Source organism: uncultured Alteromonas sp. (genome assembly GCF_963976965.1).
Classification (GTDB): domain Bacteria; phylum Pseudomonadota; class Gammaproteobacteria; order Enterobacterales; family Alteromonadaceae; genus Alteromonas; species Alteromonas naphthalenivorans.
In genome coordinates, this window is record NZ_CAXBMP010000036.1 from 16,136 (window position 1) to 36,491 (window position 20,356).

Below are 20,356 nucleotides of genomic sequence, written 5' to 3' on the forward strand. Positions count from 1 at the left end.
AGAAAATAAACTGACTAGTCTCCTGTTCGATGTATCTAGAAACAGACACAGTTACACAAACTCCTGTAAATGTATCCAACAACCCAATAAAGCGTCAAATAGGTTGCAAAAACAGCCTGTTAGAATAGCCTATTTAACTCCCTTAAAAAAAGAAATGCATTGGCATTGAATGCCTACCTAGGCTTCACTATTGTCTGTATTACCGATGTAAAATTGTTTAGGTGATTGAACAAGCTCATCCATAGGAATAGGTTTGCTAAACATAAATCCTTGAATGTAGTCACAACCGTGATCAATCAAATAATGCCACTGTGTTTCATTCTCAATACCTTCAGCACATACAGACAGTGAAAGACGTTTGGCCAAATCGATAATAGCGCCCGTTACCAAACGGCTTCTGTCTGATGTTTCTAACTCATGTACAAATTGCTTATCAATTTTTAGGGTATCGATACTTATTTGGGTCAAATAACTTAGTGAAGAATAACCCGTACCGAAGTCGTCAAGGGCAATGGCGCATCCCATGTTGCTCATGCGCTTAAAGAATTTATTTGAAGACGCAAAGTTCTCTAAGTAAGCAGACTCGGTTACCTCGAATTCTACATATTCAGGGTTTACATCGTAGCGCGTAAAAATCTCATAGATATTATCAAACAGGTTGCTATCACGAAGATCGTGCCCTGATAGATTCACTGACACGCGAAAACGATGGGGAAGCCATTCTCTTAATTTGGGCAGATCAATACAGACTTTTTCAATGACCCAGCGCGTAATGGCAGATATCTTGCCGCCTTGTTCCGCGATGGGTATAAATTCATTCGGGCTGACCAAGCCATATTCGGGGTGTTGCCATCTAAGAAGCCCCTCTAAGCCGATAACCTTCCCTTTTTGATCGACTTTAACTTGGTAGTACACCATAAACTCATCATTCTTTAGCCCTTGCTCTATGGCATTAGCTAAATGGAATTTACGCTTATGTGATTCCACCATATCAGGTGTAAATATGGTAAAGCTGCCACGCCCTTTAGCTTTAGAGCGGTACATGGCAAGGTCTGCGTTGCTCATTAATTCGCTTAAATCGTAGTCGGCGTCTATGGCTCGCGCTACGCCCACACTAACGCCGACAGACAATGATAATCCTCGTAATTCAAAAGGACTGGTAAAGGCATCAATTAATCGAATGGCCATATTTTCAAGAGTGGTATCTCGCGTTTCCCTGTCGGGTAGTACTAAAAATTCATCTCCCCCTAAACGGGCGACTAAATCCCCTTCCCGCAACAGTGCGCTCACCCTATCTGCCACTTCTATCAATATTAGGTCACCGGTCTCATGACCGAGTGAATCATTTATTCCTTTAAACCCATCTAAATCGAAAAACAGAAGCGCTAGATCATCATCATTTCTTCGAGCTCGAGCCAACTCTAAACGCAAATTATCAAGCACAAATTGCCTATTAGGTAACCCGGTCAGGCTGTCATAGTTCGCCAAGCGAATCATGGTTTCCTGTTGGTCGACCAACGTTTGATTTTGTTCATGATTAATGAGTAGTTCAACCTCTATCATTTCTAACAGGAGGTTGATGTTTTCTCCTAACTCCCCAATTTCATCTCTCGAAGTAAGGTTTTGCCGTAACGCATAATCCTTTGTATCGGTGACTTGTTTGGTGAAAAAACTCAACTCACTTAAAGGGCGAAATACACGACTAATAAAAAACAATGTGCCAATAATGCTTATTACCCAAAGCACGAAGATAAGAGGAACGACATTCAGCAATAAACTTTTAACACTACCGGTGAGAGGTGCCTTAGCATCCACGAAGAGTATCAAGAAGCCGTCTGGCTTTTGCGAAGAACCTATAGCCCTTCGCGCTATAATAACGTCATTTTCCGAGGATACGCCTTCGCTTAGAACAAATGGGTCGAGCGTATTGAAAAAGGGCTCATTTAACCTATCAGCAGATGGGCCTTCTTCTTCTAATAAAAGGGTAAAGTTACTGTCATAGATTCTTGCTGAAATAACATGTTCATGCTCCTTCAATAGGATCAAAACATTCGAAATAGATGGGGCTTTTTGTGTATTTAATAACATAGCTGGCGCTACGTTTTTCACCACACCATTTGCAAGAGAAACAGTATGAGAATGTGCCAACTTGAGATAAAGCGCTTTATGTTCTAATACTGCAAACCACAACACCGCGGCAGCCATAACAGACATAGACAAGGTAACGACTATACTAATTGGGGCTTTTATAGACTTAAACACACCCACTTCCTCTAACACCACCCGCGTAATAGATTGCAATCATGTTTCAAATAAATCTTACGTAGTCATCACAATCTCAAGTGTGTATGAGACCATGGAAATTCATGATTTATTTATAGCATTATTATTTACTAATTACCTGTGTAACAAGCACTTTTTTTTCAAAATTAATAGCATGTGGGTGTGTTAAGTATTGCTTTAATTTTCTGGCGAAACACGCAATTTAGCTTTAATAAAATGGGAATGCGGCACATGCAACAAATCTGATATACGCCGGATTGTATGCTCTTCAATAGGAGCAAGTTGGTTATCCGCATAAGCAATAGCCCATAAGCCTTCAAGAATGTCCCGCTTTTGGTCTGGATCACAAGTTTGATTAATTATTTTGGTAAATTGGACTAAATCGACGGCTTCTTCTGCTGATGAACGCCCTTCTTCCATAAGTAATTTTAGCGCTTCGTCAGAAAGCTCAAACTGCTTATATAAATGCGTCTTGTAAGCATTGAGCTCGCTGTCTGTAACATTATCATCTGCCCTTATTATTTCACTTAACAAAGCAGCAGTGGCAAGTTCGACTGTATGTTTCTGTTGCTCTTCTGACTCTTTCGTTTCGAAAAGCTGTAACAAAGATTTAAGCATTAGACGCTCCAAATAAACAACGAAGCTATTGCATAACACATCCACCGTTTCGAAGTGGGGATATACGGCAAATCGTTGGCATTTTTAGTTTAGTGGTAGTTATTCAACGACTGTATTGAGCAAACAGTTTATTTTTCTCCCGCCTTTTTCAAACCACACTTTACTACTTAGCGCTCTAATGAGGCCTAGTCCTCTTCCGAATGAGTCATTACTTTCGGGGCTGGCTTGTTGCTCCCACTCAAAACCATTTCCACTATCCTCTATAGAAAGGAAGACAATTTCTTTTGCAGGATCCGACTCAATATTAATAATAATCGTCCCTTTATCTAGGGCACTAAGCAGCCTTTCTCGCTGCTCATAATATAGTTGAAAGCCTTCTGGAGAGTGCTTTAAACGTGAATCCATGTTCAAAATCCCGTGCTCTAAGGCGTTGCTAAACATTTCGGAAACCACGGTAAAAAGCACTGAGCGAACATGTTCAATTCCACTACACTGAGAGGTTTGATGGAGCATGCGAGTTTGAATGTCAGGCTGCTTTAAATGTTTAGCACTTAAGGTGATGGTGATATTCAATGGGATATCATCGGTAGCTTTATAAGGCTTAATCCCTTCTAAAGCCTGACTTTTAAAAACAACGATAGACACATCGTCGTCAAAAGTAGGCGTAGCCGAAAATGCTTTAGCGTGATCGAAAATTCCTTCGGCGGTAATATCCTTGACCTCAGCACACCATTGCTTTATCCCCTCTTCGGTTAGCATATTTCCTTGTACATCAACCGCTTCTGTTAACCCATCGGAATAGATAATTAACTTGTCATTCGCCAACATCTCAAAAATTTCGCATTCACTGTCAAACTCGTGCTGCTCAAGAATACCTAGCGCCATATGTGGAGAAGAAATAGTTTTAATAAATTTCCTTTTGTCTGACACCACCAGCATCTGCGGCATGCCACCTTGCCAAAGGGTAATACGAGAACCATCAGAGCCAACCTCGCCGATAACCGCCGCCATAAACATATCGCTGGGTAAAAATCGCAGAAGTATTTTATTAAACTCTGTCGCCATTTCATTTACCGATAACCCTTTTAAAGACATCTCTTGAAATGCGCGCGTTACCGGCAATGCACCTATGGCTGAAGCAAGCCCGTGCCCAGTAAAATCTCCCACTAAAAAGTACAGGCCGCCACTTGGGCTAGCCTCACACACAAATACATCCCCATTAAATGTTTCAGCTGGCGTTAATGCGTGATCAAAATATTTAAGAATGTGGCTTTTATTAACAATGGCATGACTGAAAATATGCTCAACAATGGCATGCTCTCTTGCTACCCGTTGCTGATAAAATCTAAGCTCTTCATTTTGCTGTTCGATATGCGCGCTTAGGTTACGAATTTTTTCGTGAGCACGAATTTTAGCGGTGAGAATATGTTTGTCGAAAGGTTTGGTCGCAAAGTCATTCCCTCCTACCTCTAAACACTTAACCAGACTTTCTTTGTCATCCAGCGCGGTGATGAATAAAATAGGTAAGTATCGGCCGCCAGCTAAGGTTCTAATTTGTGGTGCAACTTCGAAACCACTCATACCCGGCATGATTACATCAAGTAACACTAAATCGGGTATCGCTTGTTCAACTATCGCTAGCGCGTCTTCACCGCATGCAGCTTCAACACAATCAGTAAACCCCGCCTCGCTTAACATGCTAACTAACATGGTGCGATTTATTGGTTCGTCATCAACGATAAGAATTTTCATTTAATGTTAGCGCCCTGTGGCTTACTTACCGCTACGTCTCAACGAATAATAAATTTTTTGTCAAAACGCGATATTTTTAGTATTCGCTCCACGGGTGGTCGGCTATTTTCAATACTGAATGTAAGCGTTCGTTGTGATAATACTTTTTGCATATTTAGCAACATACCTAAGGCTGAACTATCCATATATTCTGTTTTAGCCAAGTCTACGGTGATGTGTTTCACGTCAGAGTCTAAATCTTGATAGGCTGAGCGAAAGGCTTCCACTTTACTAAAGTCAAACTTTTCGCCCATTTCTATTATTAAAGTCTGTTGTTGATTAACTTTATCCATTGAGACATTCATTTAACGACTCCTTCTACGTGGACTACACTGTTTACTTTGTTCTCCAGAGAAAAACACAGCGTGTAATTAGGCTTTACTGAATTTATTCTAGCGCAGATATTTCAGCCTGCCATGCTACAATTGTAGATAAGCCTAAATATGGCGCTTTTAACGTACAGGAAAAGTAATCAGAGGATAAAATGCAAGATTGGCAAGATGCACTGCTGGTGTACAGTACCGATAAAGGTAAAGTTAAACCTTCGCCTAAAGAAGCAAAGCGTTCCACTTCCGACGATGGTATTGTTCGCATACATAGAGAAACAAAAGGCCGCAAAGGAAAAGGCGTGTCTATAATAAAAGGGCTCGATTTAGCCCCCGATGCGCTAAAAAAGCTAGGCACTGAATTAAAAAAGAAGTGCGGCTGTGGTGGCGCGGTTAAAGATGGACAAATTGAAGTTCAAACGGATGACCGTGAGAAGCTAAAAGCTTTGCTGCAAGATAAGGGCTTTAGCGCTAAAATTGCTGGGGGTTAATTCACCCTCCTACTTTCCTTAAAATACCAAAAAGAGAACGGAATGGAAAAGCTGTCAATTTCTGATTTACATATCATATTAGTTGAACCCTCTGATACACAGAGGAAGATTATTACTACCCTATTGTTGAAAGAAAAGGTTAGGGAAATTGATCCTGTAAGTACCCTTTCTGAAGCTATATCGGCGGTTAAAGCGCATGGTGCAGACCTGATTGTTAGCGCGATGTATTTCGAAGATGGCACAGCATTAGATTTGATCAAGTTCATCAAAGAAAATGACGAATTTAAATCTATTCCGTTCATGTTGGTTTCAAGTGAGAACAGAATAAGCAAGTTGGAAGAGTTCAAACAAGCGGGCGTTTCAGCCATCCTTCCTAAACCTTTCGAGCCCCTTCATTTGTCTCGCGCGCTCAATGCTAGCCTTGATTTAATCAATCACGACGAACTTGAACTCGAGCTATTTGATATTCACGATGTTAGGGTGCTGCTGGTTGACGACAGTAAATTAGCGCGTAATCACATTCGTCGTGTACTTGAAGGCATGGGATTGCAGCGTATAAAAGAAGCCGAGAACGGCGCAATGGCACTTACCTTTATAAAAGATGAAGCCTTTGATTTAGTCGTTACCGACTACAATATGCCAGAAATGGATGGCCGAGAGCTATCTGAGTTTATCCGTTTCAACCCCGAAACTACGCATATTCCTATCATCATGGTAACGTCTGAAGCGGCCGATAGCGCCCATATGGCCAATATTCAACAGACCGGTGTGAATGCGCTATGTGATAAGCCCTTCGAACCTACGGAGGTTCGACAAATGCTAGCGGCCTTATTAGGTAACTAACATCACGAATTCCTAAAAAAAAGCCTACTGTTAATTAAAGCAACAAACAGGCATCATGGTGCCTGTTTGTTGCTTTAAGGCAAATTCGCTATTGCCCTACCCCTTCTACTAAAATCTATCAAGCTTTCCCCACTATAAAAATTAAAACCAATGTAAAAACAGGTTGACACTGAAACGCTGTACGCATAAAGTCAGGCGTATGAAACAGAATAATATACATGCAGTAGCTATCTTTTTTGCGTTTATGCTCTTTAAATAGGGAGGCGCAGCTACATGCATAAAAACCTCCCTCAAGGGAGGTTTTTTTTTAGCTAATACGATAAGTGGAAAACTATGTCTGACAACGCCTTAGATGCTGTAAGAGAGCGCATAACATCTTTAGATAGCGAACTTTTAACCTTATTGGCAGAGCGCCGTGTGCTTACCAATGAAGTCGCTGAAACTAAAATTAAGCACCATATTCCAGTTCGGGATCAGAAGCGTGAAGAGCAACTCCTTGTTCGCCTGATTAAAGAAGGTAAGGACGCTGGCCTTGACCCTCACTACGTTACCCAAATATTTCACGTCATCATTGAAGACTCAGTATTAAATCAGCAAGCAATGCTTGCTGAACGTGCCAACCCTGGCAGTACGCTTCCTCTTAATCGCGTGGCTTTCTTGGGCGACAAAGGCTCTTACTCGTATCTTGCTACCCAGAAATACTTTTCTAGACGTCCTGGAGAATTACTGGAGATAGGTTGTCAGAGCTTTAGTGAAATTATTCAGAAAGTAGAGAATGCAGAAGCCGACTATGCGGTTCTACCTATTGAAAACACAACTTCAGGCAGTATTAATGAAGTTTATGACCAACTTCAACATACTCACTTGAGCATTATAGGCGAACTTACTCACCCTATTCGTCACACCTTGCTTGTTGGCGCAGACACTACCGTAGATAAAATAAAAACCGTGTACGCGCATCCACAAGTATTCACGCAGTGCAGTCACTTCTTAGCTGAGCTTGGCAATATTGAAGTGAAAACTATGGACAGTACGTCATCGGCCATGTTGACAGTAAGTGAGTTACAACGAGATGACATTGCGGCTATTGGCAGTGAGGCTGGTGGAAACCTTTACGGTCTTACTGCAATAAAAAGCAACTTGGCCAACCAAAAAGAAAACCACAGTCGTTTCATTGTTGTTGCTCGTAAAGCGGTAGTCGTGCCACTTCAAGTTCCGGCCAAAACCACACTGGTTATGTCAACGGTTCAAAAGCCTGGCGCATTAGTTGAAGCGCTTTTAGTGCTAAGTGAAAACAATATTAATATGACGAAACTAGAGTCTCGTCCTATTCCTGGTAACCCCTGGGAAGAAATGTTTTATATTGATGTGAAAGGCAATGTAGAAGATGGGCCAGTGCAAAAAGCAATTGAATCGCTACGCAGTATAACCCGTTATTTGAAGATACTTGGTTGTTACCCTAGCGAAGAAATTAGCCCTACCAAAGTCGCTGCGGCAAGTGCATTGGCGGAATAATATAAACCAGCTATACGAGCGGTACTGCGGGGTTAATGGCCATCGAAGTACCGTTTTTTGTTGCTAGTTTAAAGAAAACATACCTTATTATTTTTTACGCAATAGCTGGCCATCATCGGCCTTTAACAACAATTGTTTACTATCAACCAGACAGTTTTTTGCGTAACTGCCAAACCAGTTTCCTATAGTTAGAAACTGTTTGATAAACGCTTTTTTATCTCCCTTTTCCAACAAGTTTAAGGCTAGACCGAAACGGTCATAGAATCGTCGAAGCAAAGCGAAGTTATCAGGATTATTAAAAATAATATCCGCGTACAATTCGGGGGCTTGCGCGAATAACCGCCCAACCATCGCTAACTCTAACCGATAGATAGGTGAGCTAAACATAGTGAGGGATTCAAGATCAGGATCTTCTCCACGTAAATGCTCACCATACACAAAGGTATTGAAGTGGCGCATTACCTGAATATAAGCCATAGATTTATCATGCTCTTCGGCGGTGCTGTTGTGAATAGTTGCGCCCCAGATTTTCATTTGATCGATAAGCCAGCCATAAGCGCTTTTTTCGCGCCCCTCACACACCACCACGACCTGTTTAATCATACCTGGAGCATCGGGTCCAAACATAGGGTGTAAGCCAACCACGGGCCCCTTATGCACTGCCATCATGGCCTCAATGGGCTTAACCTTGATACTCGTAATATCAGCTAAAATACAGCTTTCGGGCAACATCGAGAGCTGACCTATCACCTGTTCAGTAAGGTTAATAGGCACAGCCACTACCACTAATGCAGCGGTTGAAAGCACGTTTTCAGCATGACCATTCTCCCAGTCTTCTCTCTCGACGACAGAGACTGAATAGCCGCTTCGCTCGAACAAGCTTACGAATATTTTACCCAGTGCCCCCGCCCCACCAATAACCACAATGGTACCAACGTCAGCATTTACCCCAAGGTATCGATTATTTTGCGTATGGTAAGACTCACGCATGATACGGCGTAATAAGTCTTCAGTAAGATCAGGGGAAACGCCTAACGCTTCAGCTTGCGCTCGTCGTGAAGCAATGAGTTCTTTTTCTCTGGAAGGTACATAAACAGGCATGCCAGCTTCGGCTTTTACCTGACCCACTTGTGTAGTAAGTGCGTTGCGTTTTGCGAGAAGTTCAACGAGCTGGGTATCCAGCTCGTCAATTCCTTCACGCAGCGTATTTAATTGCTGCGAAAAATCGGCCATTCAGTGTGTCCCTCAAATCAAATGGCACTGACTACCTCACCTATTAGGCAACATCGGTGCGCTTATTTTGGCGTAAGGGTAGCACAGTTATTAATTTATCTCTGGTTTGAGCAATAAGCGATTCTGTAGTTTCCCAGTCAATACAGCCGTCGGTGATAGACACACCGTATTCCATTTCGCTTAGCTTTTTCCCATCGGATTTTTGGTTACCCGCTTTTAAGTGGCTTTCTAACATCACGCCAATAATAGACTGGTTACCTTCGAGTATTTGATTTACTACGTTTTGTGCAACCAGAGGCTGACGACGGTAATCTTTTGAAGAATTCGCATGACTACAGTCCACCACTAAGCCAGCTGTTAGCCCTGCTTCTTGCATTTCAACTTCACACTCGGACACACACACTGAATCGTAGTTTGGTTGTTTACCACCACGTAGAATAATATGGCCATCTGGATTACCACTGGTGGCAATAACACTCACTTGACCTTGCTTGTTAATACCCATGAAGCGATGACCTGATGCTGCTGATTTAAGGGCATTTAGGGCAATATCTAAGCTGCCATCAGTACCATTTTTAAAGCCTACTGGCATTGATAGACCACTGGCCATTTCACGGTGAGTTTGTGATTCTGAGGTACGAGCACCAATTGCAGACCAGCTGAATAATTCGGCTAAGTACTGAGGGCTAATTGGATCTAGCGCTTCAGTCGCAACCGGAAGTTCGAGTTCAGCCAACCAAATCAATAGTTCACGGGCTTTACGCAGACCAGCTTCAATATCGAATGTATCGTCAATGTGAGGGTCGTTAATTAACCCTTTCCAACCCGTGGTGGTGCGCGGCTTTTCGAAGTATACGCGCATAACAATAAACAGCGTGTCTTTGCACGATTCATGCAGCTCTTTTAACTTCAGCGCGTACTCTTTAGCTGCTTCAACATCATGGATAGAACATGGTCCACATACCACCAACATACGATGGTCGCGACGGTGAATAATGTCAGAAACAATTTTGCGAGATTCTGAAATGGCAGCAAGCGCTTTTTCTGAGGCAGGCAACTCAGCACTTAATGCTTCTGGGGTAATAAGCACATCTTCTGCACTTACGTGGATATTATTTACAGTGTCCTTGATCATGGGGCTCTCTTAACTACTAAAAAACGGGAAAAAATAAAACGTCAAAAGAGTATATTTTCGCGTGTAAACTTATATGTACAACAGGCATTTTCTAATTTTCTTTAACGTCATTGACTTTTTAACAACAAACGAATAAGCACGCAAGCTTTTACGTATAATACTTTGCTTTAAGTCCAACAAATATGTTTTTTACATGACGATCGGTTAAGTTCATGCTTGATTAGTTTACTTTTCAATCAATGGTGAATTTAGCTTTTCGGCGTGTAGCCCTTCTTAAATATATTTGGTTTCCAGCCCCAATGTAGCGAACCTAGACGAATAAATACGGTTGTTATCAGTGAACCCAAAATACACCATGCATAGGGCGCATCTAACGTAAACAAGGCAGCATACGCCAAACCTCCAGAAAGACATGCTGTAGCATAAAGGTCACCACGCATTACTAATGGAACCTCTCGGCAAATCACATCCCTGAGTAAACCTCCAAATATCCCTGTGGTCATGCCCATAGTTAGCGCCACTATCATACCTGTACCTTCTATCAGCGCTTTTTCCATGCCCATGATGTTAAAAATGGCAAGCCCTGCGGCATCCATCAAAATAAAGTAATAGTTGGATAATGGCGGTAGATAGCGAATGGATATTACTGTGAGTATTACTGCGCCATAGGCAGAATATAAATAAGAAGGCGTTTCTACCCAAAAAATAGGTTGGGTAAGCAACAAGTCTCTGATGGTTCCACCGCCTAGTGCAGTGACCGAGGCCACTACAACCACGCCAAAACCATTAATACTTTTCTCATGCCCCATAAGTGCGCCCGATACCGCAAAGAACGCCACCCCAAATAGCCCTAAAAAAAGAAAGTAATCTGCCGTCATCCCTGTCTCACTCGCACATTGGTTATAGGTTTATTCTGAGAATAGTCGAGTACAGATCGTTAATTTACGAATTTCGTGTCAATATTATTGTCTTAAACATGCAAACCTATTTTATAGATGAAATTTATACTCATTTTATTCTTTGTTGTTACTACTGTTAACGCTCAGGCAGCGTCTAGCGAATATGCGTTTCCAAATAGTATAGACCCAGCCAAACGCTACGTGTTCTATTCACATGGCTTTATTGTAGAAGGGGAAGAGCGAACGCCCATACACCCTAGGTGGGGTGTTTATGATTTTCCTAGCGTTCTAAAAGCACTTGAAGACGAAAGCTATGTTTTAGTAGCTCACCACAGACCAGAAGGTGTGAGTCCTATCGACTACGCTAAACGTCTTGCTGGAGAAGTTAAACAACTTATCACCGCAGGTGTTCCCCCACAGAACATTACCCTTACCGGGTTTTCACGGGGCGGCGTGATTACAATACTCGCGTCAAACGAATTAAAAAACTCTCGAGTTAATGTTGTGATTTTAGCGGGCTGTGCAGGATTAATTAATCGTAAGCGCGATATTCAGCTATACGGCCGTGTGCTTTCTATTTATGAAACTTCTGACGACGTTGGCTCATGCAACCTTTTAGAAGCACGAAGCCGCAAGCTTAAAGAGTTTAAAGAGATAGCCATCACTACAGGAAAAGAACATGGTGCCTTCTATCGTCCTATGGATGAATGGGTAATACCGCTAAAACATTGGATTAGTGAATCAGGCCCCCAAAACGCACAATAGCACTCATGCTTACTGCTGCACCTTCCCATGTGGTTTGTTTGCGTAAAGCCAATCTACCCCCTGAATAGCGGTGGTAGGAAACGCAGTAGCGTGAGTGGCCTCACCAATAAGTGTGAACTTCAGATTTACCTGATTATCATTCTGCTGCGTTATTTTTTGAGCCAGTTTTTGTGCTCCTTCCACCATATCTTGCCTTTCACCATATTCGGGGCGTTCTAATTCGCCCACGGCAAGAAAGACCTTAATTGGCGTTTTAGGTTTAACAACCGGTTCAGACAAAACAGCATGGTCGCGAAACCATACCGATGGGCTACCAATAATGTAACTACTAAACATATTTGGACGAGTAAAAAGCACATAGGCACTAAACAACCCACCTAAAGAATTTCCCACTAGCGTTCTAGGCATTCCCTTCACGCGATAGTTATTCTCTATGTAGGTAAATACCGTGTCATTGATAAAGTCAGCATGTTGCCCCGCTTTGCCAGTTTCAAGCTTCCAATCTTCAGCAAGGTAAGGGGTATAGTCGCGAACGCGACTAGAGGCACCCTTAGACCCTTTCGAATAGGATATGGCCACTATGATAGCCTGCTCCATTACGCCGCTGTTCATAGGAAAACGTGTTGCCCCGGACACAACCTGAAATGCATAAGAACCATCCAACAAATAAATGACAGGATAAGATGCTTTGGTATTAGCTCGGTAGCTTTTCGGTAACTTGATAAAAATGGGGTAAGTTCGGCTAGATTTAATGTCTTGAAGCTCCACAACAGTACTTCTAGGTATTTTGAATTCAACGTTAGCATTTGCCACGGTACTAGCCAGAGCACTAAAGACAAACACCGTTATTACCCAGAAAAAACGCAATCGCATGGGCCACTCATTGTTTTAATTATCTATTTTCAACATCTTATCTCGCAAACGTGCATTGAGCAATTGTGCCAACACCAAGGAATACATTCCGGAATGCTACGTAGTTGGCAGTGACCTTCCAGCGCATGGATGCGCTGATATAGCGCCCACGGATGGGTTTATGCCGCACTACTCCATGGTACGGGTCAGCGTTTATAGGAGAGGGAGTCGCCCCATCAGAAGCCTTCCACAACATAGAGCTATTGCGAAAACGCCAAAGATGGATTCACGCCGCGTTTCACGTGGGCTTCTACTGGCGACTAGTATTAATATTCAACGGTGAGCCTTAACCGGCTGTTCAGAAGGAAGGGCTTTGTGCGCCTCGGAAACTCTCTACAGCATGGATGCTGTAGCGAAGGCCCCATGGATGGGTTTACGCCGGGTTTCAGAGGCACACAAAGCCCTTTCCCTTCACCTAACCAACTCATGCTATAAAGTGCGACCGGAGGATGCGGTGTAGGTGCCGATGGCCTTCCAGCGCAGGACGCGCTGGCAGAGCCCCCAACGATGGGTTTACGGCGAGTCATTGGCATCATCCTTCAACTCACCTATCGTGGCTACAAAGTGCGACCGAAGGGATGTGGTGTTGGGCTCGCTGACCTTCCAGCGCAGGATGCGCTGACATAGCGCCCACGGATGGGTTTACGGCGAGTCATTGGCACCATCCTTCAACTCACCTATCGTGGCTACAAAGTGCGACCGAAGGGATGTGGTGTTGGGCTCGCTGACCTTCCAGCGCAGGATGCGCTGGCAGAGCCCCCATGGATGGGTTTACGGCGAGTCAGAGAGCCCAACACCACATCCCTACCGCTTTTTTGCAGACACAAAAAAGCCCGCTAATAAGCGGGCTCTTTCGAAGTTAACAATAACGCAAGGATTAGTAATCTTAGTTAAGCTTTTCTTTGATACGTGCAGATTTACCTGAACGTTCACGAAGATAGTAAAGCTTAGCACGACGAACCGCACCGCGGCGTTTAACTTCAATTGAAGAGATAGCCGGGCTGTGTGTTTGGAACACACGCTCAACGCCTTCGCCGCTAGAAATCTTACGTACGGTAAAAGACGAGTGCAGACCACGGTTACGCTTAGCGATAACAACACCTTCATAAGCCTGAAGACGCTCTTTGTCACCTTCGGTAACGCGAACTTTAACAACTACTGTGTCACCCGGGCCGAACCCTGGAACATCAGATTTAAGCTGTGCTTGCTCAATTTTCTTGATGATATCTTGACTGACTTTGCTCATCATATCCTCTCGTCCTAGTTAACTGTCATCTCGCTGCAACTGCGTTTGGAATATTTCCAATAACCGCTGCTGCTCCTCAGTCAGAGCTAGGTGATTTAACAAATCAGGGCGACGCAGTAAGGTTCTACCCAAAGACTGCATTAATCGCCACTGCCTAATTTTTTCATGATCACCACTTAACAACACGTCAGGTACCGATTGACCATCTAGTACTTCTGGCCGCGTATAATGCGGACAATCCAGAAGACCATCGGTAAAGGAATCTTCAACTGCTGAAGCTTTATGCCCCAACACGCCGGGAACTAATCTGGCAACTGCGTCCATTAAGACCATTGCCGGCAGTTCACCGCCACTCAGAACGTAATCACCGATGGAGACTTCTTCATCTACATGGCTTTCGATTACGCGCTCATCAATTCCTTCATATCGACCACAGATTAAAATCGTACGGTCAATGCCAGCAAGACGTTGAACGCCTGCTTGGTCAAGGGGTTTCCCTTGAGGTGATAAGTAGATCACGCTACTGTTTTCGCCACCAACTTTCTTGGCAGCTTGTATAGCATCGGTAAGCGGTTTAACCATCATCAGCATGCCGGGTCCGCCACCATAGGGGCGATCGTCAACTGTGCGATGGCGGTCGTGAGTAAAGTCGCGGGGGTTAAAGGTATCAACCGATAATTTACCAGACTTAACTGCCCTGCCGATTACACCCTGCTGGGTGAATGGCGCAAACATATCTGGAAACAGGCTAACTACCCCGAACCATTTTTCCGGTGTCACTTAAAACCCCGGATCCCAGTCAACTTTAATGACCTTCGCTTCCCGATCAACCTCTTGTACAACGTCGTCGAACACAAAAGGTATTAATCTTTCTTTTTGACCAAAAGCATCGCCTACATTTGCTTTAACGTGAACCACGTCATTGGCACCTGTATTAAATACTTCTTTCACCACACCTAAGTCGTAACCTTGCGTAGTTACCACTTTCATGCCAGTGAGCTCGCGCCAATAAATGCCATCGTCCCCTAAATCGGGAAGTTGCGAAGCGCTAATGTTTATATCCAAGTTTTTGATGCGTTCTGCATCATCTCGGTTATCCACACCAACAATCTTTGCTACCAGGCCTTTACCATGCGTTCGCCATTGGTCAATTTGGTATTCGTTTTCTTCGCCAAGGAACCAAGGCAAGTACTCAAAAATACCTTCTGGTGCTTGTGTATAGCTGTTGATTTTGACCCAACCTTTTACACCGTAAGGTGCACCGATTTTGCCAACAACCACAATGTCAGACGCTAAACTCATCTATACTCACCAGTTAATTGCAACTTACGCTGCAGATTTTTTAGCTTCTTTTACCAAGCTAGTTACGCGCTCAGATAAGCTCGCGCCAACACCAACCCAGTAATCAACACGTTCTAGGTCAACGCGTAAACGCTCTGCTTGACCTTGTGCAGTTGGGTTGAAGAAACCAACGTTTTCAATAAAACGACCGTTTCTTGCACGACGGCTATCAGCCACCACTAGTTGATAAAATGGACGCTTTTTCGCGCCACCACGCTGTAAACGAATAGTAACCATAAATGCCTCAAACTCGTTGTAGCGTTACCGTTAACTTAAGCCTTCTTTCGACGCCTATAAATTAAGCGCCTAAGAGAAGGCCGCCGAATTATACGGATATGGGGTGTGAATGCAAGTATAAATGCGGGTTAAATAGGGATTATGCATCCCTATTTATGACTAATGTGGTATTAGCGCCTATGAAGCGGATATTTGGTGAGGTTATTGGGCGCCCTTCTCACCTAAACGATAAAGTAAAATAGCGGCTTTATGCATGTTTTGCGCAAAGGTAGACATATCGGCCACTTCATCTTTGGTGTGCCCGCCGTCCCCCATTAAACCTAAACCATCAATTGCCATGTCTACATGATCTGCAGCGAATGAAATATCAGCGGCGCCGGCGTTTCGCGGATTTACTGGCGCAACAGGGCCATAACCTAAAGATTCACTCACATCGCTATACATCTTTAATAATGCATAGTTTTTATCAGTAGGCGCCATTGGCGGATAACCATCGGCAAACGTTAAAGTTGCTGATGTGTGTAGAAGGTTATCTGCTACAATTTCTTGCATCACCGTTTTAGCTTTTGCTAGCTCATCAGGCGTTAAGGTACGAATGCCCCCTTTTACAGTCACTTCTTTGGCCACCACATTGGTTTTGCCAAAGCCTTGTACAATAGAATTCTCTGGCTGTACTTCAACTTCTGTACCACCCGCAATAAGGCCAGGGTTGAAGGTAATATTGCCTACGCCGGCTAGTTGCTCTCGGAAATCATTTAAAATACGGGCGGTTTCAAAAATAGCGCCATAGCCCACATTGTCGGTGAATATTTGTGAAGAGTGCGCAGGCTTACCTACTACATCTAGCTGCCAGCCTATAGAGCCACGACGAGCAACCACGGCCGTTTTAATATCGCCATCGGCATCTTCAAACCCCAGCGCGATATCTGCCCATATTGCCGCATCAACCAAGGCTTTCTTAGATAACGAAAGGGGGCGGCCACTACTTTCTTCATCACCCGTCATCACTACCTTAATACTGATTTTATCGAGTAAATCTAAGGCTTTCAGCGCTTGCAGTGCCGCAATAATAATCACATCGCCGCCTTTCATATCGGTGATGCCAGGCCCTGCAATATGGGTGTCATCAACGACACTGTAGTGCTGAAATGCATCATCTTTAGCAAATACTGTATCTAAATGGCCTATCATCAGAATCTTTGGCCCCGAATTGCCATAGCTGGCCACTAAGTGCCCAGCCCGATTAAATTCACTTCCATCAACCCACTGGGTATCAAACCCCATTGCATCGAACTCGGCTTGATAAATAGCCCCTACTTTTTTGACTCCGTCGAAATTCATGGTGCCACTATTGATATTCACCGTTTTTTCTAACAGCGCTTGGGATTGGGTGAGGTTATCATTAATATGCTTTGTAATTTTCTGCTCGGTGGCAGTATTAGCCATACTGGTTTGGCTAAACATGAATAGCATGCCAACGAACAAAGTGTTGAATTTGATTCTTTTGATCATGAATTTTCTCTTATTTATTATCATTTAAGGCTTGAATAGAAACAGGAAGAATAATGAGAGTAAAACGGGCGTTCTGTAATGTCTAGTGCGACGAAAAAAGGGAATGTTAGTGAATAATGTTTTATTAGAAGCCGTTAAAAATGCGTAAACAGTTTTGCGACATGGGCCCAAGTTGACCCATGTCATATGAGAGTTTTATAGCTGTAGTTTATAAACCTAACTGAGCCAACGTTACATTCGCATCGTTATAATCAAGGGCAATAAATCGATAACCTGATTCATTTTTTAAAATTAAGCTGGGAAAGCCCTGGGCGCCAATAGCTTGCCCCATGTTTATTTCTTCTATTAATGTTCGTTGAGTTTCTGCGCTGTTTAAGTCTTCTTCGAATTGCTCTGGGTTTAATCCTAACTCGCTGGCCAGTTCAATCAACGTACTGTCATTGGACGGACTCATGGCGCGAAGATAGTACCCTTGTTGAATAGCATTTATCATCGATTCTTCTTTACTGGCATCTTGATTTCTTGCAGCAATTACCGCACGGCATGACGGATAAGTTGAGCGTCGTGGCTCGCATTTTTCCCAAAAATCAAAGTTGAATGTGGTACCCGGCACCCGCTGCATAATGGTTTTCCAATATCCGCTGATGGCAGCTTGCATAGCACTTGGCATGGGTTCGTTAGAATCGGGCGCTAGCCCGCCTAATACATATCGCACCTCTATGTGATCTGGCAGGTTTTGTTTTATGGTGTTCCATACTGGTACAAACGCCCAGCACCAACTGCACATGGGGTCGTGCACGTAGTAGAGAATAGATTTACTACCTTGCTGTGTTACTTGTTGTCTGGGCTGATGCACTGGCTTTTCCAAAACACTCTCCTACATTTAATTAACAAATAAATTTTTAATACTTCACAAGTAAAGATTTTTGGATTACCTTGATCAAAAGCTTTATAGACGTCTAACCATCTAAACATCTAAACGCACAAAATATGAATTAACTTTTAAGGTATGTTCAATGAAACCAGAAACCATTGCATTACACGCAGGCTATACTAGCGAAGAAACTACAAAAGCAGCAACTACTCCTATTTATCAAACCACATCGTTTACGTTTGATAATACGCAACATGGTGCTGATTTGTTCGACCTTAAAGTGCCAGGTTATATCTACAGTAGAATTATGAACCCCACCAATGCTGTGTTAGAGCAGCGTTTAACTGAATTAGAAGGTGGTGTTGGGGCATTAGCGGTAGCCTCTGGCATGGCCGCTATTCGCTACGCCATAGAAGCTATCGCAGAAGTCGGCAGCAATATTGTGAGTGTTGGGCAGTTATACGGCGGCACCTACAACCTGTTTGCGCATACTTTTCCTCGCCAAGGTATTAATACGACCTTCGTACAAGCAAATGACTTCGACGGTCTTGCTGCCGCTATTGATGAAAATACTAAAGCGGTGTTTTGTGAATCTATTGGCAACCCTGCAGGAAACATAGTTGATATTCAACGTTGGGCCGACATTGCACATGCCGCTGGCGTGCCTTTAATTGTTGATAACACGGTAGCCACGCCTATTCTTTGTAAGGTATTCGACCATGGGGCTGATATCGCCATACACTCGTTAACCAAATATATTGGCGGTCACGGTACGACTGTGGGCGGTATTATTGTTGATTCAGGTAACTTTGACTGGGCTGCCCAGCCAGAACGATTCAGTATGCTAACCACTCCCGATCCAAGCTACCATGGTGTTACCTATACCGAAGCCCTTGGCCCAGCTGCGTATATTGGCCGTTGCCGCGTAGTGCCTCTGCGTAACACGGGGGCTGCGCTTTCAGCACAAAGTGCGTTCAATATTATGCAAGGTTTGGAAACCTTATCGTTGCGCATGGAGCGTCATTGCGAAAACGCAGAAAAAGTAGCTGCGTTCCTGCAAAAACACCCTTCAGTGAATTGGGTAAACTATGCAGCCCTGCCTGATAGCGATCACTTTGAAACCTGCCAACGCATTTGTGGCGGTAAAGCAGCCGGTATAATTAGCTTTGGTATTCAAGGTGGGTTGCCAGCAGGCGCTAAGTTTATCGATGCCCTACAGCTAATTTTACGCTTGGTTAATATTGGTGATGCAAAGTCTTTAGCCTGTCATCCTGCTAGCACAACACACCGACAATTAAATGCTGAAGAATTGGCTTCGGCTGGTGTTAGTGAAGATATGGTGCGTATTTCGGTGGGTATCGAACATATTGACGATATTGTGGCTGACATTGAGCAAGCGCTTATTGCCAGCCAAAGCTAAGCCCAAAGCTAAACATTGGTAGTTGCTAGTTGCTATTTGCTACTTGCTACACTCTACACATCAAAGTGCTTAGCTATATTTAAGAGCGTTGGGGTTCTAGATTGTAAAAGGAACCCCAGCCTCTAGCTTCTCACATTTAACCTAGCCGTTTTCTTTCTCGGCGCTCATTTCATTTCTCTTTTTACTGATATGCTCTTTCATTTCTTTGTTCGGTTCCGGCTTCTCTAACAAATTTTTAATTAAGCCGGTGTGAGTCAGGCACAAGTAAGGGCAAGTCAGCTCCACCCACCTGATTTACTGCAGCTGTAGTCGCATGAGTAAATCAACTTTTCCTTATTCAGCGTATAGTCTGAACACTTAACCGTTCTTAACTGCTGTTCGAACGCATCGATAGCGCAAATTAAATACGGTTTACCGTAACGTCGCTTTACCCTGTTAAAAATTTAAAAGAGGTTATTTTGGCAACACCGTTAAATGAAGTGTCTACAAAACAAGTACTGCAGTGGATAGGATCACACTTAAGCCAATACAAAAAACGTGTTGCTGGGGCCATTACCGCTTTGTTTACTGCTGCTATAGCATGGTTAATGCTAGGGCAAGGCATTAAATACGCTATCGATAGTGGCTTCGTTGAAAGCGCCTCTGAAACCTTAAATCAGGCCACGGTTATTGTGCTAGTGATTACACTGATTGCCTGTATCGCGACTTATGCCCGTTTTTACTTAATGACGTGGTTAGGCGAGAGAGTTAGCGCCGACATTAGAAACCAGGTTTATTCTCATTTGCTCTCACTTCCCCCTTCATTTTTTGCAGAGCTTAGAACCGGTGAGGTTATTTCACGCTTCACTAGCGACACCACAGTAATTCAAACCGTGGTGGGCATGAGCCTCTCGATGACGCTTCGCTCGGTAGTCA

At 43.5% G+C, this 20,356-nt stretch carries 21 protein-coding genes; 6 read left to right on the top strand and 15 right to left on the bottom strand.

Annotated elements, in window-relative coordinates:
* Positions 1-177: 177 nt before the first annotated feature.
* The 4 genes from AAC006_RS19045 to AAC006_RS19060 all read right to left on the bottom strand — a co-directional run bounded on the left by AAC006_RS19045 (position 178) and on the right by AAC006_RS19060 (position 4,997).
* A complete protein-coding gene (locus AAC006_RS19045) occupies positions 178-2,262 on the bottom strand; it encodes an EAL domain-containing protein (protein WP_126871865.1) in 2,085 nt (694 codons plus the stop codon).
* Between the two features lie 198 nt (positions 2,263-2,460).
* Positions 2,461-2,901 (bottom strand): TerB family tellurite resistance protein, encoded by a 441-nt coding sequence (locus AAC006_RS19050; RefSeq protein WP_208804495.1) that lies wholly within the window; start codon positions 2,899-2,901, stop codon positions 2,461-2,463.
* 99 nt (positions 2,902-3,000) lie between these two features.
* Positions 3,001-4,653, bottom strand: a complete 1,653-nt coding sequence (locus AAC006_RS19055) for a fused response regulator/phosphatase (protein ID WP_126871867.1) — start codon at positions 4,651-4,653, stop codon at positions 3,001-3,003.
* A gap of 38 nt (positions 4,654-4,691) precedes the next feature.
* Complete coding sequence (locus tag AAC006_RS19060) at positions 4,692-4,997, bottom strand: STAS domain-containing protein (protein ID WP_126871868.1); 306 nt, start codon at positions 4,995-4,997, stop codon at positions 4,692-4,694.
* Between the two features lie 179 nt (positions 4,998-5,176).
* Between AAC006_RS19060 and yciH the strand changes: the two genes are divergently transcribed.
* From yciH to pheA, 3 genes are all read left to right on the top strand, one after another.
* Positions 5,177-5,509 carry a stress response translation initiation inhibitor YciH gene (yciH, locus tag AAC006_RS19065; RefSeq protein ID WP_126871869.1) on the top strand — a complete coding sequence of 111 codons (333 nt, stop codon included), beginning with the start codon at positions 5,177-5,179 and terminating at the stop codon, positions 5,507-5,509.
* Between the two features lie 42 nt (positions 5,510-5,551).
* The gene (locus AAC006_RS19070) at positions 5,552-6,352 is read left to right on the top strand and encodes a response regulator (RefSeq protein WP_129737342.1); all 801 of its coding nucleotides are present in this window, start codon (positions 5,552-5,554) and stop codon (positions 6,350-6,352) included.
* A gap of 333 nt (positions 6,353-6,685) precedes the next feature.
* Positions 6,686-7,867 (top strand): prephenate dehydratase, encoded by a 1,182-nt coding sequence (gene pheA, locus AAC006_RS19075; protein WP_126871871.1) that lies wholly within the window; start codon positions 6,686-6,688, stop codon positions 7,865-7,867.
* 87 nt (positions 7,868-7,954) lie between these two features.
* Here the strand turns inward: pheA and tyrA are convergent, their stop codons facing one another.
* From tyrA to AAC006_RS19090, 3 genes are all read right to left on the bottom strand, one after another.
* Positions 7,955-9,100, bottom strand: a complete 1,146-nt coding sequence (gene tyrA, locus AAC006_RS19080) for a bifunctional chorismate mutase/prephenate dehydrogenase (protein WP_208804494.1) — start codon at positions 9,098-9,100, stop codon at positions 7,955-7,957.
* Positions 9,101-9,143: 43 nt separating this feature from the next.
* Positions 9,144-10,235 carry a 3-deoxy-7-phosphoheptulonate synthase gene (locus AAC006_RS19085; RefSeq protein WP_013784893.1) on the bottom strand — a complete coding sequence of 364 codons (1,092 nt, stop codon included), beginning with the start codon at positions 10,233-10,235 and terminating at the stop codon, positions 9,144-9,146.
* A gap of 248 nt (positions 10,236-10,483) precedes the next feature.
* Positions 10,484-11,113 carry a trimeric intracellular cation channel family protein gene (locus tag AAC006_RS19090; protein WP_126871873.1) on the bottom strand — a complete coding sequence of 210 codons (630 nt, stop codon included), beginning with the start codon at positions 11,111-11,113 and terminating at the stop codon, positions 10,484-10,486.
* Positions 11,114-11,230: 117 nt separating this feature from the next.
* On the opposite strand from AAC006_RS19090, the gene AAC006_RS19095 reads away from it, so the two are divergent.
* On the top strand, positions 11,231-11,899 hold the full coding sequence (locus tag AAC006_RS19095) for an alpha/beta hydrolase (RefSeq protein ID WP_126871874.1): 669 nt from the start codon (positions 11,231-11,233) through the stop codon (positions 11,897-11,899).
* A gap of 9 nt (positions 11,900-11,908) precedes the next feature.
* Here the strand turns inward: AAC006_RS19095 and AAC006_RS19100 are convergent, their stop codons facing one another.
* The 8 genes from AAC006_RS19100 to AAC006_RS19135 all read right to left on the bottom strand — a co-directional run bounded on the left by AAC006_RS19100 (position 11,909) and on the right by AAC006_RS19135 (position 18,015).
* The gene (locus AAC006_RS19100; protein WP_126871875.1) at positions 11,909-12,772 is read right to left on the bottom strand and encodes an alpha/beta hydrolase-fold protein; all 864 of its coding nucleotides are present in this window, start codon (positions 12,770-12,772) and stop codon (positions 11,909-11,911) included.
* A 305-nt stretch (positions 12,773-13,077) separates the two neighbouring features.
* A complete protein-coding gene (locus tag AAC006_RS19105) occupies positions 13,078-13,338 on the bottom strand; it encodes a hypothetical protein (RefSeq protein ID WP_339892278.1) in 261 nt (86 codons plus the stop codon).
* Between the two features lie 359 nt (positions 13,339-13,697).
* On the bottom strand, positions 13,698-14,057 hold the full coding sequence (gene rplS / locus AAC006_RS19110) for a 50S ribosomal protein L19 (RefSeq protein ID WP_013784897.1): 360 nt from the start codon (positions 14,055-14,057) through the stop codon (positions 13,698-13,700).
* Positions 14,058-14,075: 18 nt separating this feature from the next.
* Complete coding sequence (gene trmD, locus AAC006_RS19115; RefSeq protein ID WP_082819710.1) at positions 14,076-14,837, bottom strand: tRNA (guanosine(37)-N1)-methyltransferase TrmD; 762 nt, start codon at positions 14,835-14,837, stop codon at positions 14,076-14,078.
* A complete protein-coding gene (gene rimM, locus AAC006_RS19120) occupies positions 14,838-15,359 on the bottom strand; it encodes a ribosome maturation factor RimM (RefSeq protein ID WP_339892280.1) in 522 nt (173 codons plus the stop codon).
* A 24-nt stretch (positions 15,360-15,383) separates the two neighbouring features.
* Positions 15,384-15,635, bottom strand: coding sequence for a 30S ribosomal protein S16 (gene rpsP, locus AAC006_RS19125; protein ID WP_013784900.1), 252 nt, complete (start codon positions 15,633-15,635; stop codon positions 15,384-15,386).
* Between the two features lie 201 nt (positions 15,636-15,836).
* Complete coding sequence (locus tag AAC006_RS19130; protein WP_312847914.1) at positions 15,837-17,081, bottom strand: M20/M25/M40 family metallo-hydrolase; 1,245 nt, start codon at positions 17,079-17,081, stop codon at positions 15,837-15,839.
* Between the two features lie 274 nt (positions 17,082-17,355).
* Positions 17,356-18,015 carry a DsbA family protein gene (locus AAC006_RS19135; RefSeq protein ID WP_013784902.1) on the bottom strand — a complete coding sequence of 220 codons (660 nt, stop codon included), beginning with the start codon at positions 18,013-18,015 and terminating at the stop codon, positions 17,356-17,358.
* A 148-nt stretch (positions 18,016-18,163) separates the two neighbouring features.
* Here AAC006_RS19135 and AAC006_RS19140 point away from each other — a divergent pair, with 148 nt between their 5' ends.
* Positions 18,164-19,441, top strand: coding sequence for an aminotransferase class I/II-fold pyridoxal phosphate-dependent enzyme (locus AAC006_RS19140; protein WP_256769934.1), 1,278 nt, complete (start codon positions 18,164-18,166; stop codon positions 19,439-19,441).
* 458 nt (positions 19,442-19,899) lie between these two features.
* Positions 19,900-20,356, top strand: a 457-nt coding sequence (locus AAC006_RS19145; protein ID WP_339892283.1) for an ABC transporter transmembrane domain-containing protein, incomplete at its 3' end; no start/stop codon positions are given.